This window comes from Variovorax sp. DAIF25, assembly GCF_050711835.1.
Lineage (GTDB): Bacteria > Pseudomonadota > Gammaproteobacteria > Burkholderiales > Burkholderiaceae_C > Variovorax.
The window spans coordinates 5,779,275-5,793,151 of the sequence record NZ_CP136636.1 but is presented as its reverse complement, the minus strand read 5'-3'; the positions used below and the strand labels follow the sequence as shown (position 1 = coordinate 5,793,151).

Below are 13,877 nucleotides of genomic sequence, written 5' to 3'. Positions count from 1 at the left end.
CGGTTTTCGTTTTTCCGCCAACCCGTCCTTTTTGAGGATTTCCGACAATGAATGATCTGAACAAGCGCTCCCTGCTCAAGCTCGCCGCCCTCACGGCGGTCGCTTCGGCAGCCTTGATCGGCTGCGGCAAGAAAGAAGAAGCGGCAGCACCGGCCGCCGCGCCCGCACCGGCTCCGGCACCCGCCGCCGCCGCGCCGGCCCCGGCAGCGCCGCTCAACATCGCATTCGCATACATCGGACCCGTGGGCGACGGCGGCTGGACCTTCGCGCACGACAACGGCCGCAAGGCGCTCGAGAAGGAATTCGGCGACAAGATCAAGACCACCTTCGTGGAAAGCGTGCCCGAGGGCGCCGACGCCGAGCGCGTGTTCCGCGACATGGTCGGCCAGGGCAACAAGCTGATCTTCGGCACCACCTTCGGCTACATGGAACCCATGCTCAAGGTGGCCAACGACAGCAAGGACGTCAAGTTCGAGCATGCCACCGGCTACAAGACCGCCGAGAACATGCGCACCTACGACAGCCGCACTTACGAAGGCGCGTACATGGCCGGCATCATCGCGGGCGCCATGACCAAGTCGAACACGCTCGGCGTCGTCGGCTCGGTGCCGATCCCCGAGGTGCTGCGCAACATCAACAGCTTCACGCTCGGCGCCCAGTCGGTCAACCCGAAGATCACGACCAAGGTCGTGTGGGTCAACGAGTGGTTCAGCCCGCCGAAGGAAACCGAGGCCGCCACCGCGCTCATCAACGGCGGCGCCGACATCCTGTTCCAGAACACCGACTCGCCGGCCGTGCTCAAGACCGCGCAGGAAAAGGGCAAGCGCGCCTTCGGCTGGGACTCCGACATGACCGCCTACGGTCCCAAGGCCCACCTGGGCTCGGCCACCATCAACTGGGCGCCGTACTACATCAAGGCCACGCAGGACGCGCTCGACGGCAAGTGGGCCACCGGCCAGGCCTGGTGGGGCGTCAAGGAAGGCGCCATCGACCTCGTGTCGATCGCCGAGGACGTGCCGGCCGAAGCCAAGGCCAAGGTCGACGAGGTCAAGAAGGGCCTGAAGGACGGCAGCTTCTCGATCTGGAAGGGCCCGATCCTCGGCCAGGACGGCAAGGAAGTGGTCGCCAAGGACGCGGTCGCCGACGACAAGTTCCTGACCGGCATCAACTTCTACGTCAAGGGCGTCGAAGGCAAGGTGCCGGGCGGCGACAAGAAGTAAACAAGCAGGCTGCTTCGCGTCGCGATGCAGGCAAGGCCGCCTTCGGGGCGGCCTTTTTCATGGAGGATCCGTTCGATGCTGCGCAGTCTTCGCCCCTTCGTTGCCGCCGTCCTCGCGGCGCTGGTCTCGCTGCCCGCCGCCGCGGCCGGCGAGGCGCCGCCGCGTTTCTCGAAGGACGAGCAGCCGCTGCGCCAGGCCGTCGAGGATGCCGCGATGTGCTTCCACTTCGCCGGCGAATTCGGTGGCGACGGCTCGGCGCGCGACCGCGAGGTGAAGCGGGAGATGGCCAAGGTCTGCAAGGACGAGAGCCAGCAGCGCGTGATGCAGGCCTACCGCAAGAACCCGCGCGACCGGCGGCTCTATCCCGCTGTGCTGATGCTCGACGGGATGGTCAAGGGGCCGGCGCTGACCGAGGCCGAGAAGGCGCGGCTGTGCGCGGTGGCGAAGACGGAGCTGGTGTGTCCCTGAGCCCGTTCGCGCAGCACGGCTTCTCGGTGCGCCTCGAATGGGGCCTGGCGGCCATCGAGCGGCTCGGGCCCGACGCGGACTGCATCGTCGTCGTCGACGTCATGTCCTTCTCCACCTGCGTCAGCATCGCCGTGGACCGGGGCGCCATCGTCCATCCCTATCCCTGGAAGGACGAGAGCGCACAGCGCTACGCCGAGGCGCGCGGCGCCGAGGTGGCCAGCGGCAGGCAGCGCTTCGCGCAGGGCTGGTCGCTGTCGCCGCAGTCGATGCTGGCGGCGCCCCAGGGCCTGCGCCTCGTGCTGCCGTCGCCCAACGGGTCCGCCTGCGCCTACCGTGCGAAGGCACTGGGCAAGGCCGTCTACTGCGCCGGCTTGCGCAACCTGCGCGCGACCGCGGCCGCCTGCGCGCCGCATGCGCGCGTGCTCGTGGTGCCCTGCGGCGAACGCTGGCCCGGCGACGCGGGCTTGCGCCCCGGCCTCGAGGACCACGTCGCGGCCGGCGGCATCGTCTCGGCGCTCGGGCGCGCGGACGCCTCCCCCGAGGCGCGCGCCGCCGCGCTGGCCTACGAGGGTCTCGGCGCGCAGCGGGCGCGGGTGCTGGCCGAATGCGGCTCGGCCATGGAGCTGCGCGAACGCGGCTTCGCCGACGACGTCGCGCTGTGCCTGCAGGAGGACGCGAGCCGCATCGCCTGCCGGCTCGACGGCGATCGCTTCGTCGCCGAGCCGCAGGGCTGAGCGGCCGCGCCTGCGTCCTGGGCCTACAGCCGCGTCCCGGCCTCCCGGGGATACTCGGCACACGGCCGGCGTCGCGAGCGCTGGCCGTTCCCTGTCGCCTCCCTGGGTTCACCGATGCGCAACTCGATCGACTTCACATCCTGGCAAGGCCTGCTCTCGACCCTGCTCGGCCTGGTGCTGGTGTCGCTGGTCGCGGTCGGCATCCGCATCGTCGTGATGCTCAGCGTGCAGCAGCGGCGCGAGCGGCAGAACCGGCAGATCAACGAGCGGCTCAAGACCCTGATCGCCGCCTACAAGGTGCTCGGCGGCTCGTTCACCGGCGAGCTCGCGGTCGACCCCAGCCATCTGCGCGAGCTGCGCACGCGCGGCCTGCAGGCCGAGGCCGAAGGCGGCGCCGATGCCGGCCTGCCCGCCTCGGACCGCCGCCGCCGCATCCGCGATGCGGTCGAGACCGCGCTGTCCGACGTGATCCTGCTCGGCACCGAGGAGCAGGTGCGGCTGGCCGCGAAGGCCGCGGCCGACATGGTCGCGGGCCGCAGCGTGGAGACGGCCGAGCTCGTAGTCTCGCTGCGCACCTTCATCCGCGCGGTGCTCGACCTCGATCCGGTGCCGCCGACGCTCGGCATCCCGAAGCAGGGGCCGCTGCGGCTCAAGGGCACGGCCACGCGCGGCGAACGCGCGGGCGGTGGCGGCGGCAATGCCGGTGGTGGTGGTGGTGGCAAGGGCGGAGGCGGCGGCATGGGCGGCGGTGGCATGGGCGCCGGCATGGGCGCGGGCCTCGGTGCCGGCGTGGGCCTGCACCATGGCGCGTCCGAGGCCGAAGCGCTGCCCGCATCGCTCGGCCTGCCGCGCGAGACCGAGCCCTGAAGCGCATCACCAGCGAACAGACACCTCCCACGTCCACAGTCATTCCCATGCTCGAACGCAGCGCAGCCCACTTCCCCCAGTTCTCCCGCCTCGCACCCGACTTCGATCTCGAGGACGTGCAGCCGCCGGCCTCCGAGGCCGAGATCGCGGCGCTCGAGCAATCGTTGGGCGTGCCGCTGCCGGAGTCCTACAAGCAACTGCTGCGCTGCAGCCGCGGCTTCATGCTGATGGGCGGTGTCGTGCAGTTCGGCGACCAGCATCCGTTCTTCCACGAGTTCGAAGCGCTCGATCGGCTCGGCGAGGCGCAGCGCGCGGTGGTCAAGCGCCGCGGCGGCAGCTGGCCGCCGCCGTCGAACGGCATGCTGTGCTTCGCGGAGTTCTTCATGGAGGCCGACGGCGACCAGGTGCTGTTCGACGTGAGCCGGGGGCTGGTCGATGGCGAGTACCCGGTCGTCTACTACGCGCATGCCGCGTCGCCGGCCTCGGTGCGCGTGCTTGCGCGCTCGTTCGGCGAGTTCATGGAAGCCTTCCTGCGCTACGAGGAATTCGCCGACGAAGACGAGGAATGAGCGAGGATCCATCGACTCGCGCACCGCGCCGACCCCCATGACCCACGATTCCCTCGACGCCCCTTCGCTCGCGCTCGTCGATGCCTGCAGCCAGGCCTCGCTCGCGCTGCTCGAAGCCAACCTCACGCCGCACGGCATCCTGGCCGCGAGCCGCACCGAGGCCGCGGTGGCACGGCGCTACACGCGCATCTTCGGGCGCGACGCCGCGATCTGCGTGATGGCGATGTGCGGCAGCGGCGTGCCGGCGCTCGAGCAGGGCGCGGTCGCGAGCCTCGACGCGCTCGCGGCGCAGCAGGCGGCCAACGGGCAGATCCCGAAGTACGTCGACCCCGAGGGCCAGGACGCCGACTTCTGGTACCTGGGCTGCATCGACGCCACGTTGTGGTGGCTGATCGCGGTGGACCACGTGCGCCGCCACGGCAAGGTGGGCGCCACGCATTGGGCCGATGGCGTGCAGCGCGCGATCGGCTGGTTGCTGGCGCAGGAGCACCAGCACTTCCGGCTGTTGCAGCAGAACGAGGCCAGCGACTGGGCCGACATCATGCCGCGCTCGGGCTACGTGCTCTACACCAACGCGCTGTGGTTCGACGTCAAGCGCCGCTTCGGGATCGCGCAGGCCGACGAGACCCGGCACCACTTCAACCACCTGTTCAACCCGTTCCAGCGCGACCTGCCCGAATACCACCGCGCGCGGCTGCTGCAGCACTACGCGCGGCGCGGCCGGCGCGACCCGGGGCTGTACCTGAGCTTCGTCAACCTCGCGGTGGTGGGCGACGAGGGCGACGTGTTCGGCAACGTGCTGGCGATCCAGGCCGGGCTGGCCGACGAGGCGATGGCGCACCGCATCGTCAACACCATCGAGGGCGCGCGCGCGAGCGATCCCTACCCGGTGCGCGTGGTGCTGCATCCGCTGTCGCCGCAGCACGAGCTGTGGCGTGCCTACATGGGCCGGCACCGGCAGAACCTGGTGCACCAGTACCACAACGGCGGCATCTGGCCCTTCGTGGGCGGCTTCTGGGCCATGGCGCTGGCGAAGCTGGGGCTCGCGGCCGAGGGCTGGGCCGAGCTCGCGAAGCTGGCGCGGGCCAACGAGCTCGACGGCTGGCGCTTCACCGAGTGGTTCCATGGCCGCACGCTGGCGCCGATGGGCATGGCGGGCCAGAGCTGGAACGCCGCCACCTTCCTGCTGGCGCGGCGCGCGCTCGAGGGCGACGCCACGGCCTGGTGAGGGGGCGCTCGAGGGCGGCCGGTTCCCGGTTGCGGCATACTCGCCACCCCCCGCAATCTCCAATCTGCCTCTCGCACAAGACCCCCGCATGGACAAGGAAGTCGACCCCAAAGTACTCGCCGTCATCGATGAGATGCGCCTCTCCGGCCCCCGGCTCACGCCGGTCGACATCGTCGCCAAGATGGGGGTGTTCGACGCGCGCGAGAAGGCCTCGGACCACGCCTGGCTCGCCACCGGCGACAACGTGATCGCCACCATCTGGGGCGAGTACGTGAACCTCGGCGAGGGCGGGCGCTGGTTCTGCCTCGAGTCGCTCGACGTGCAGTTCCGCCCCGGCGGCGGCCCGCGCTCCGCGTTCCAGTCGCAGCGTGCCGCCGACCGCCTCGCGCTGCTCAAGCGCACCTTCGACGCCGGCCAGAATTTCCGCGCCGTGGTGCAGACCAACCGCATCGCCATCGGCGAGATCGAGACCAACCGCAGCGCCAAGGTCTCGACGCGCGTGCGCGACGACGCCGAATGGCATGTCGCGAGCTGGGAACCCGAGCGCAAGTTCGCGGTGCTGGTGCGCGGCCCGCGCGACTGGGCCCCCGACGAGGCCGCGATCCAGGCCGCCCGCGCCAAGGGCAACGTGCCCGACGAGGCCGTGGCCGGTGCCGATGGCGCCTCGAAGCTGGGCTCGGCCGAGGCCGTGCAGGAGGCCGCCATGGACTACGTGATGCGCCACTTCAAGGGCTACGGCTACAACGCCGAGGACGTGCGCAGCCAGAAGACCGGCTACGACATCGTGGTGTCGAACTCGAAGGGCGCGACCCTGCTCAAGGTCACGGTCAAGGGCACGGCCTCGGGCTTCCCGACCTTCCGCCTCACGCGCGAGGAGCAGCTGAGCTCGGTCGGCGAGCCGCTGTGGCGCCTGCTGGTGGTGTCCGACGTGGCGACCCCCACGGCCGCGCACAAGATCTACAAGCCCACCGAGATGACGCAGGCGCCGGGCTTCGAGCCGTTCTGATCCGTCAGGCCTGAGGCTGCTGCTGCGCGGCCTGCAGCTGCGCCGCCATCTTCTGGTGGATCAGGTTCACGGCCTTGAGCGGGCGCAGCATCACCTTGAACTCGGTGATCTTGCCCGCGTCGTTCCAGCGGATCATGTCGACGCCGTTGACCACGATGCCGTCGAGCTCCACCTCGAACTCGAGCACCGCGTCGTGCTCGGCCTTCACTTCGCGCACGTAGCGAAAGCTCGGGTTGAAGAAGACCTCGAAGGCCGCGGCCAGGTAGCGGCGCGTGATTTCCTTGCCGACCTGCGGCTTGTGCACCACCGGCGAATGGAAGACGGCGCTCTCGTCGAGCAGCACGTCGAGCCCCGCCGCGTCGCGCGTCTTCACGAGCTGGTGCCAGGTGGAAAGGGTGTCGATCGACATGGGGTGTGTCCGATGCTGTGGGTGGATGGAGCACGCCATGGTATCGGCTGGCGGCCCTGGGCGTGCTATTCGTCGATGCGCGTAAGCGCCTTGAGCACGGCCACGCCCCTGAAGGCCCGCCAGAGCCCGAAGGGCACCAGCAACAGGCCGGCCAGCCGATGCCACGACGGCTCCAGGGACAGCGCGGCCCAGACCCCGAGCGCGGCGATGAACAGGCCGCCGACGATGTTGACCACGCCGCCGCTGAGCCACTGCCACTGGAGCAGCCGCGCCGTCAGCGACAGCATGCGATCGGCCACCTTCAGTCCGAGCCGGTCGGCCAGCACATAGAGCCCGAGCAGCAGCAACGGCGCCACGGCGATGCCGATCAGGAGATATGCCGCGATGCCGATCAGGGTGTGCATGCGGCCCAGCTTATCAAGCGGGGCGCCGGCTCAGGAGAAGCGATCGAGCAGGCTGTACCAGGCCACGCCGGCCGCGATGTAGAAGCGCTGCAGTCCATGCAGCGGGATCGGCTGGAGCGGCGTCACCGGGTACGGGAAATCCGCCCCCGGCTGCAGCAGCCGCGCCGCCACGTGCCGGCCCATGCTGGTGGCCAGCGCGATGCCGCGCCCGTTGTAGCCCAGCGCGATCGTGAGGCCCGGCGCGGGCGTGTGCACATGCGGCATGAAGTCGCGCGTGACGGCGATGCGGCCGGCCCAGCGGTACTCGTATTCGAGCGGCCCGAGCTGCGGAAACAGCAGTTCGAGCGAGCGCTCGAGGTGCGCGAAATCGGCCGGCCCGGCCGGATCGGCGAAGTGGCCGCGCCCGCCCATCAGCAGCCGGCCCTGCGCGTCCTTGCGGAAGTACAGCAACAGGCGCTGCGAGGTCGAAGCGGTCTCGCCGCCCGGCAGGATGGCGTGCGCGGCCGCGCCCTGCAGCGGCGCGGTGGCCACGATGAAGCTGTTGGCCGCGAGCACGGTGCGCGAGAGGCCGGGCCACAGGCCGCCGGTGTAGCCGTTGGTGGCGATCAGCACCTGGTCGGCGACCACGCTCGCGCCGCTCGATGTGCCCGCATGCCACTGCGACCCGCGCCGCTCGAGCGCCGTGACCGCGCTGCCGCCATGCACCGATGCGCCCGCGGCCTGCGCCGCGCGCACCAGGCCGCGCGTGTAGGCCAGCGGCTGGATGCCGCCCGCGCGGCCGTCGAGCCAGCCGCCCGCGAAGGCCTCGGTGCCCAGGCGCGCCGCCACGTCGGCGCGGTCGAGCATCTGCGTGGCGACGCCGCGCCGCGCCCACTGCTCGGCGCGCGCATGCATGGCGGCGATGTGCCTGGGCGAATAGGCCACCTGCAGCCAGCCCTTGCGCACCGGCTGGCAGTCGATGCCGTGGCGCTCGATCAGCTCGAACACCAGGTCGGCCGAGCGCGAGACCGCGTCGATCAGCGGTTCGGCGCGCGCGGCGCCGTAGAGCCGCACCAGCTCGTCGGGATCGTGCTTGAGCGTGGGATTGACCTGGCCGCCGTTGCGCCCCGAGGCGCCCCAGCCCGGCTCGTGCGCCTCGAGCACGCAGACCTTGGTGCCGGCTTCGGCCAGGTGCAGCGCGGCCGACAGGCCCGTGAAGCCGGCGCCCACGATCAGCACGTCGGCGCGCTGCGAACCCGCCAGTGGCGGCGTCGGCGGTGCCGCTGGCGCGGTGGCGGCCCACAGCGAAGGAGGCAGTGTGGATGTCGCGATTCTCACGCGCGCACCTCCGCCGACGGATGCAGCACGCGCCGCAGGAAGTCCTGCGTGCGCGCCTGGCGCGGCGCGCCCAGCACCTGCGCGGCCGGGCCCTCCTCGACGATGCTGCCGCTGTGCAGGAAGCACACGCGGTCGGCCACCTCGCGCGCGAAGCCCATCTCGTGCGTGACCACGATCATGGTCATGCCCTCGTCGGCCAGCGCGCGCATCACGCCGAGCACGTCGCCCACGAGCTCGGGGTCGAGCGCCGAGGTGGGTTCGTCGAACAGCATGGCCTCGGGCTTCATCGCGAGCGCGCGCGCGATCGCCACGCGCTGCTGCTGGCCGCCCGAGAGCTGCGCCGGCCAGGCCTGCGCCTTCTCGGCCAGCCCGACCTTGGCGAGCAGCGCGAGCGCCTCCTCGCGCGCCTGCGCCGGGTTCTGGCGCAGCACGTGCACCGGGCCCTCCATCACGTTCTCGATCACGGTGCGGTGCGGGAACAGGTTGAAGCGCTGGAACACCATGCCCATGCGGCTGCGCAGCCGGTGGATGGCGGGCGCGTTGCGGTCCACGCGCTCGCCGAAGGCGCGCACCTCGCCGCCCTCGTACGACTCGAGGCCGTTGATGCAGCGCAGCACCGTCGACTTGCCCGAGCCCGAGGGGCCGATCAGGCACACCACCTCGCCCTTGTCCACGCGCAGGCTCACGCCCTGCAGCACGCGGTGCGCGCCGAAGCGCTTCTCGAGGCCTTCGACGTGGATCATGGCTTCCTCCTTCCGGCGCCGAAGCGCGCCTCGAGCCGGCGCAGGCCCCAGACCAGCGGCAGGCTCATCAGCAGGTAGAGCAGCGCGACCAGCGTGTAGACCGTCATGTTCTGGAAGGTGGAGGAGGCGATCAGCTGGCCGGCGCGCGTCATCTCGGCCACCGTGATGGTCGAGACCAGCGAGGAGTCCTTGAGCATCATCACCAGCGTGTTGCCGTAGGGCGGCAGCGCGATGCGAAAGGCCTGCGGCAGGATCACGCGCCGCATGATCAGCGCCGAGCGCATGCCCATGGCCTGCGCGGCCTCGCGCTGGCCCGGGTCGACCGCCTCGATGCCGGCGCGGAAGTTCTCGGCCTGGTAGGCCGAGTAGGCGATGCCCAGCCCGATCACGCCGGCCTGGAAGGCCGTGAGCTGCACGCCGAACTCGGGCAGCACGAAGTAGATGTAGAACAGCTGCACGATGATCGGCAGCCCGCGGATCACGTTGACGATCACCGCGCCGGTCCACGAGACGGCGCGCACCGGCGACAGCTTCATCAGCGCCAGCGCGAGGCCGAGCACGCTGCTCAGCAGGAACGACAGCACGGTGACCTGCACCGTGACCACCGCGCCCTGCAGCAGGATCGGCAGGAAGTCCTGCGCGTGTTGGAGGAACGAGGAGGCCATGGCTCAGCGCGCGCTCAGATGCCCCATTTCTGGACGATCTTCGCCAGCGTGCCGTCGGCCTTGATCGCGGCGATGGCCTTGTTCAGCCGCGCCAGCGTCTCGGTGTCGCCTTTGCGCACCACCAGGCAGACGTCGCCCACGTTCACCGGCTTGTAGCTGTCGACCAGCTTCACGCCCGGGAAGGTGTTCTGCCGGATCTGGTAGGCCATGATGGGCTGGTCGCCGAGGCCGGCCTTGATGCGGCCGAGCGAGAGGTCGCGCGTCATGTCGGCCACCGAGTCGTAGCTGCGCACCTCCTTGAAGATGCCCTTCTTGGTGAGCATGTCGAGGAACACGGTGCCGACCTGCGCGCCCACCACCTCGCCCTTGAGCTCGTCGAGCGTGGCGTAGGCACGGGTGTCGTCGGCCTTGACGATCAGGCCCTCACCGTACGAATAGACCGGGTCGCTGAAGTCGACCACCTCCTGGCGCGCGGGCGTCTTGAGCATGGCGGCCGAGACGATGTCGATCTTGCGCGCCGTGAGCGAGGGGATCAGCGCCGAGAACACGGTCTGCTGCACGTTGACCGTGAAGCCGCCCGCCTTGCCGACCGCGGTGACGGTGTCGACCATCATTCCCTGGATGCTGTTGCTCTTCACGTCGAGGAAGGTGAAGGGCACGCCGGTGGCGGTGGCGCCCACGTTGAAGCTGGCCGGGGCCGCGCCCTGGGCCGCCGCGAGCGAGGCCGCGCCGGCGATGCAGAGGCCGAGCGCGAGGCGGCGCAGCGGGCGGAGGTGGCGAACGATGCGATTCATGGAAGCACTCCTCAGGACAAGAGAGACAGAGAAAAGAAGGAAGCGGGGTCGACGCAACATGCATGCCAATAATCGATTCGATTGACTCTTTAATCAATAAATGAAAACCACTAGTCGAATTGATCGTATCGATATTCGATATTTCTTCGGACGCTAGCTATACTTCGGCGCCATGGACCCCACGACCGCCCCCACCGGGACCGCCGACGACGCGGCGCCCGAGGACAGCCAGAGCCTTCTCTTCAACCAGTCGCTCGAGAAGGGCCTGGCGGTGCTGCGCGCCTTCAGCGCGCGGCGGCGCACCATGACGCTGGCCGACGTGGCCGCGGCCACCGACATCACCAAGAGCTCGGCCCAGCGCATGGTCTTCACGCTCGAGAAGCTCGGCTACCTGCGCAAGCATCCGAAGACGCGGCGCTACCAGCTCACGCCGCGCGTGATGGAGATCGGCTTCAACTACCTCGCGGCCAATGCGCTGATCGACGTGGCGAATCCCTACCTGTCGGAACTCACCAAGGTGACGACCGAGACCTCCTGCCTCACCGAGCCCGACGGGCTGGACATGGTCTACGTGGCGCGCTTCGTGAGCGCGCAGTTCGTGCCGGTGCACATGCCGATCGGCAGCCGCATCCCGATGTACTGCACCGCCTCGGGCCGCGCCTTCCTGAGCGCGCTGCCCGAGGACGAGGCGCGCGCGCTGATCGAGGCCTCGGACCGCGTGGCCCACACCACCCACACGCTGACCGAGGTCGAGGCGATCCTGGCCACCTTGCGCCAGGCGCGGCTGCAGGGCTTCGCGACCAATGCCGAGGAGCTGTTCCTCGGCGACATGACCATCGCCGCGCCGGTGCTCGGCAGCCAGGGCCGGCCCGTGGCCTCGGTGCACGTGGTCGCGCCCACCAGCCGCTGGACCCTGGAGGAGGCGGTGCGCAAGCTGGCGCCCACCTTGCTCTTGTGCGCGCGCTCGCTCACGAGCTCGGCGCGCAGCCTCGATTGAGGCCATACGGTTTCGCGCATTGCGCGGCCGCGGGCAGCCTTTATGCTCGCGCGAACGCAACGCCCCACGGCGCCCCCCATGCGCCAGACCCCACCATGACCGATTTCCGCCCCGCCGCCGACCACCTGCGCTTCGATGCCATTCCCGCCGGGCGCCTGCCCGAGCTGCTGCGCGCCATGCCCAAGGCCGAGCTGCACATGCACATCGAGGGCTCGCTCGAGCCCGAGCTGATCTTCGCGCTCGCGCAGCGCAACGGTGTGGCCATTCCCTACGCCAGCGTCGAGGAGCTGCGCCAGGCCTACGCCTTCACCAACCTGCAGAGCTTCCTCGACATCTACTACGCGGGCGCGAGCGTGCTGCTCAAGGAGCAGGACTTCTACGACATGGCCTGGGCCTACCTCGAGCGCGCCGCGGCCGACCACGTGGTCCACACCGAGATGTTCTTCGACCCGCAGACCCACACCGCGCGCGGCGTGGCGATGCAGACCGTGGTCGACGGCCTGCACCGCGCCTGCGTCGAGGCGAAATCGAAGCTGGGCGTGAGCGCCTCGCTGATCCTGTGCTTCCTGCGCCACCTGAGCGAGGAGGAGGCCTTCGAGACCCTGGAGCAGGCGCTGCCCCATCGCGACAAGTTCATCGGCGTGGGGCTCGACTCGAGCGAGGTCGGCCATCCGCCCGAGAAGTTCGCGCGCGTGTTCGCGCGCTGCCGCGAGCTGGGCCTGCACCTCGTGGCCCATGCGGGCGAGGAGGGCCCGCCCGAATACGTGTGGAGCGCGCTCGACGTGCTCAAGGTGGAGCGCGTCGACCACGGCGTGCAGAGCGCGAAGGACCCGGCGCTGATGCAGCGGCTGGCGCAGGACCGCATCCCGCTGACCGTGTGCCCGCTGTCGAACCTCAAGCTGTGCGTGTTCCCCGACCTCGCGCAGCACAACCTCGGCACCCTGCTCGACGCAGGCCTGGTCGCCACGGTGAACTCCGACGACCCGGCCTACTTCGGCGGCTACATGAACCAGAACTTCACGCAGACCTTCGAGGCCACCGGCCTGGGCGCGCGCCACGCCTGGCAGCTCGCGGCCAACAGCTTCGAGGGCAGCTTCATCGACGAGGCCGCCAAGCGCGCCTACGTGGAGCGGCTCAACGCCGTCTTCGCCGACTTCGGCGCCTGACAGGCACCGGCGGAGGTCGAAGGCACGCGCGGTGCCAGCAGCGGCACCGCGACCAGCGCGCAGCCCGCCGCCGCCAGCCACACCAGCGGCCAGCCCTGCGCCGCCATCAGGTGCGGGATCGAGAACGGCGTGACGAAGCAGACCAGGAACACGCTGGTGTTCGCCATGCCCAGCGCCGTGCCGGCGCGCGCGGCGCCGGCCAGCGTGGCGAGCTCGGTATAGGCCACGCCGTGCCAGGCCGAGACGCAGATGCCGCTCACGCCCAGCAGCACCACCAGCGCGATGCGCAGCGCCTGCGATTCGGCCGCCACCTGCGCGCCGGTGCAGAACACCAGCAGCGCGAGCAGCGCGAACAGCGCCACGCTGAGGCTGGCGCAGGCGCGCAGGTAGGCCGGCCGGTTGCCGCGCCGGTCGGTCCAGCGCCCGCTCCACACGCGCATCGCCATCGCGCCGGCCTGCAGCGTGACCATGGCGGCGGTGATGGTCGCCAGGCCCGCATGGCCGAAGTCGTGCAGGAACACCGTGCCGAAGGACAGCACCGCGAACTGCGGCGCGCAGAGGATGCCGATGCCCGCGACGATGCGCCACACGCGCGCATCTCGCAGCGGGCCGGTGCCCGAAGCGGCCGGCGCGGCCGAGGGCCGTGCGGCGCGCTCGGGCGGCGGCTCGTGCACCCAGGCCCAGGCCATCCAGGCGCTGAGCGCGCACAGCAGCGCGAGCACGCCGTAGAGCGCCGCGAAGCCGAGGTGCAGCGCCAGCCACGGCAGCACCAGCGCGCCGACGGCGCCGCCCAGCGGCACGGCGGTCTGGCGGATGCTCATCGCGAGGCCGCGCTCGCCGGCGGCGAACCAGGTCATCACCGCGCGGCCGCTGGCGCCGTTGACGCTGCCGCCGAGCAGCCCGACCAGCAGCAGCCCGCCGCCGAGCAGGCCCAGGCCCGGGACGTGGCCGGCCACGGGCGCGGCCCACAGCGCCATCGCCGCCAGCGCGAGCGCGGTGGCGCCCAGGCCCAGCAAGAGCACCGGGCGGTCGCCCCAGCGGTCGGTCAGCAGGCCCCAGGGCAGCTCGCTGACCGCGATGCCCAGGCCCATGAGGCCGAGCACCAGGCCGAGCGTGGCGTTGTCGAGCTGGTAGCCCGAGCGCATCAGCACGGCGGTCATCGGGATGCCGCTGAAGGCGACCGAGAAGGCGGCGTTGGCCGCGACACCCGCGCTCAGCACTTTCCAGCGGTGGCGCGGCGGGAGCGGGGTGGGGGAAGGGGCGGGATGGGTCATAGGCGACGCAGTCTCC

Annotated in this window: 16 protein-coding genes; 9 read left to right on the top strand and 7 right to left on the bottom strand. The window is 70.6% G+C overall.

Annotation, left to right across the window (positions count from 1 at the left end):
* Positions 1–47: 47 nt before the first annotated feature.
* The 7 genes from R0232_RS26745 to R0232_RS26715 all read left to right on the top strand — a co-directional run bounded on the left by R0232_RS26745 (position 48) and on the right by R0232_RS26715 (position 6,092).
* Positions 48–1,220: a BMP family ABC transporter substrate-binding protein gene (locus R0232_RS26745; RefSeq protein ID WP_057591996.1), complete on the top strand. Its 1,173-nt coding sequence runs from the start codon at positions 48–50 to the stop codon at positions 1,218–1,220.
* Between the two features lie 75 nt (positions 1,221–1,295).
* Positions 1,296–1,688, top strand: a complete 393-nt coding sequence (locus R0232_RS26740; protein WP_431510051.1) for a hypothetical protein — start codon at positions 1,296–1,298, stop codon at positions 1,686–1,688.
* Positions 1,679–2,422 carry a 2-phosphosulfolactate phosphatase gene (locus tag R0232_RS26735; RefSeq protein WP_431510050.1) on the top strand — a complete coding sequence of 248 codons (744 nt, stop codon included), beginning with the start codon at positions 1,679–1,681 and terminating at the stop codon, positions 2,420–2,422. The genes R0232_RS26740 and R0232_RS26735 overlap by 10 nt, the downstream gene beginning before the upstream one ends.
* 114 nt (positions 2,423–2,536) lie before the next feature.
* Positions 2,537–3,289, top strand: a complete 753-nt coding sequence (locus R0232_RS26730) for a hypothetical protein (protein ID WP_431510049.1) — start codon at positions 2,537–2,539, stop codon at positions 3,287–3,289.
* A gap of 47 nt (positions 3,290–3,336) precedes the next feature.
* Positions 3,337–3,858, top strand: a complete 522-nt coding sequence (locus R0232_RS26725; protein WP_431510048.1) for an SMI1/KNR4 family protein — start codon at positions 3,337–3,339, stop codon at positions 3,856–3,858.
* A 37-nt stretch (positions 3,859–3,895) separates the two neighbouring features.
* Complete coding sequence (locus R0232_RS26720; protein WP_431510047.1) at positions 3,896–5,086, top strand: glycoside hydrolase 100 family protein; 1,191 nt, start codon at positions 3,896–3,898, stop codon at positions 5,084–5,086.
* An 88-nt stretch (positions 5,087–5,174) separates the two neighbouring features.
* The gene (locus R0232_RS26715) at positions 5,175–6,092 is read left to right on the top strand and encodes a protein NO VEIN domain-containing protein (protein WP_431510046.1); all 918 of its coding nucleotides are present in this window, start codon (positions 5,175–5,177) and stop codon (positions 6,090–6,092) included.
* Between the two features lie 4 nt (positions 6,093–6,096).
* Here R0232_RS26715 and R0232_RS26710 read toward each other — a convergent pair whose 3' ends face one another.
* The 6 genes from R0232_RS26710 to R0232_RS26685 all read right to left on the bottom strand — a co-directional run bounded on the left by R0232_RS26710 (position 6,097) and on the right by R0232_RS26685 (position 10,424).
* Complete coding sequence (locus tag R0232_RS26710) at positions 6,097–6,501, bottom strand: nuclear transport factor 2 family protein (RefSeq protein ID WP_093340427.1); 405 nt, start codon at positions 6,499–6,501, stop codon at positions 6,097–6,099.
* Between the two features lie 65 nt (positions 6,502–6,566).
* Entirely contained in the window at positions 6,567–6,905 is a 339-nt protein-coding gene (locus tag R0232_RS26705; RefSeq protein ID WP_431510045.1) for a hypothetical protein, read from the bottom strand.
* Positions 6,906–6,935: 30 nt separating this feature from the next.
* Entirely contained in the window at positions 6,936–8,222 is a 1,287-nt protein-coding gene (locus R0232_RS26700; protein ID WP_431510044.1) for an NAD(P)/FAD-dependent oxidoreductase, read from the bottom strand.
* Positions 8,219–8,965: an amino acid ABC transporter ATP-binding protein gene (locus R0232_RS26695; protein WP_093340422.1), complete on the bottom strand. Its 747-nt coding sequence runs from the start codon at positions 8,963–8,965 to the stop codon at positions 8,219–8,221. Before R0232_RS26695 ends, R0232_RS26700 begins: the two co-directional genes overlap by 4 nt.
* Positions 8,962–9,630: an ectoine/hydroxyectoine ABC transporter permease subunit EhuD gene (gene ehuD, locus R0232_RS26690; protein ID WP_057591978.1), complete on the bottom strand. Its 669-nt coding sequence runs from the start codon at positions 9,628–9,630 to the stop codon at positions 8,962–8,964. Before ehuD ends, R0232_RS26695 begins: the two co-directional genes overlap by 4 nt.
* A gap of 14 nt (positions 9,631–9,644) precedes the next feature.
* Positions 9,645–10,424, bottom strand: a complete 780-nt coding sequence (locus R0232_RS26685) for an ABC transporter substrate-binding protein (RefSeq protein WP_203202304.1) — start codon at positions 10,422–10,424, stop codon at positions 9,645–9,647.
* A gap of 172 nt (positions 10,425–10,596) precedes the next feature.
* Between R0232_RS26685 and R0232_RS26680 the strand changes: the two genes are divergently transcribed.
* Together R0232_RS26680 and R0232_RS26675 are read left to right on the top strand one after the other, a co-directional pair.
* Positions 10,597–11,421 carry an IclR family transcriptional regulator gene (locus R0232_RS26680; RefSeq protein WP_093340419.1) on the top strand — a complete coding sequence of 275 codons (825 nt, stop codon included), beginning with the start codon at positions 10,597–10,599 and terminating at the stop codon, positions 11,419–11,421.
* 95 nt (positions 11,422–11,516) lie between these two features.
* Positions 11,517–12,587 carry an adenosine deaminase gene (locus tag R0232_RS26675; RefSeq protein ID WP_431510043.1) on the top strand — a complete coding sequence of 357 codons (1,071 nt, stop codon included), beginning with the start codon at positions 11,517–11,519 and terminating at the stop codon, positions 12,585–12,587.
* Here the strand turns inward: R0232_RS26675 and R0232_RS26670 are convergent.
* On the bottom strand, positions 12,542–13,861 hold the full coding sequence (locus R0232_RS26670) for an MFS transporter (protein WP_431510042.1): 1,320 nt from the start codon (positions 13,859–13,861) through the stop codon (positions 12,542–12,544). The two genes, R0232_RS26675 and R0232_RS26670, sit on opposite strands and share 46 nt — an antisense overlap.
* Positions 13,862–13,877 lie beyond the last annotated feature (16 nt).

Bases quoted from the DNA above. Each gene is read 5' to 3' on its own strand.
- R0232_RS26745 (WP_057591996.1), top strand. From the start codon at position 48: ATGAATGATCTGAACAAGCGCTCCCTGCTCAAGCTCGCCGCCCTCACG.
- R0232_RS26740 (WP_431510051.1), top strand. From the start codon at position 1,296: ATGCTGCGCAGTCTTCGCCCCTTCGTTGCCGCCGTCCTCGCGGCGCTG.
- R0232_RS26730 (WP_431510049.1), top strand. From the start codon at position 2,537: ATGCGCAACTCGATCGACTTCACATCCTGGCAAGGCCTGCTCTCGACC.
- R0232_RS26725 (WP_431510048.1), top strand. From the start codon at position 3,337: ATGCTCGAACGCAGCGCAGCCCACTTCCCCCAGTTCTCCCGCCTCGCA.
- R0232_RS26720 (WP_431510047.1), top strand. From the start codon at position 3,896: ATGACCCACGATTCCCTCGACGCCCCTTCGCTCGCGCTCGTCGATGCC.
- R0232_RS26715 (WP_431510046.1), top strand. From the start codon at position 5,175: ATGGACAAGGAAGTCGACCCCAAAGTACTCGCCGTCATCGATGAGATG.
- R0232_RS26710 (WP_093340427.1), bottom strand. From the start codon at position 6,501: ATGTCGATCGACACCCTTTCCACCTGGCACCAGCTCGTGAAGACGCGC.
- R0232_RS26705 (WP_431510045.1), bottom strand. From the start codon at position 6,905: ATGCACACCCTGATCGGCATCGCGGCATATCTCCTGATCGGCATCGCC.
- R0232_RS26695 (WP_093340422.1), bottom strand. From the start codon at position 8,965: ATGATCCACGTCGAAGGCCTCGAGAAGCGCTTCGGCGCGCACCGCGTG.
- ehuD (WP_057591978.1), bottom strand. From the start codon at position 9,630: ATGGCCTCCTCGTTCCTCCAACACGCGCAGGACTTCCTGCCGATCCTG.
- R0232_RS26685 (WP_203202304.1), bottom strand. From the start codon at position 10,424: ATGAATCGCATCGTTCGCCACCTCCGCCCGCTGCGCCGCCTCGCGCTC.
- R0232_RS26680 (WP_093340419.1), top strand. From the start codon at position 10,597: ATGGACCCCACGACCGCCCCCACCGGGACCGCCGACGACGCGGCGCCC.
- R0232_RS26675 (WP_431510043.1), top strand. From the start codon at position 11,517: ATGACCGATTTCCGCCCCGCCGCCGACCACCTGCGCTTCGATGCCATT.
- R0232_RS26670 (WP_431510042.1), bottom strand. From the start codon at position 13,861: ATGACCCATCCCGCCCCTTCCCCCACCCCGCTCCCGCCGCGCCACCGC.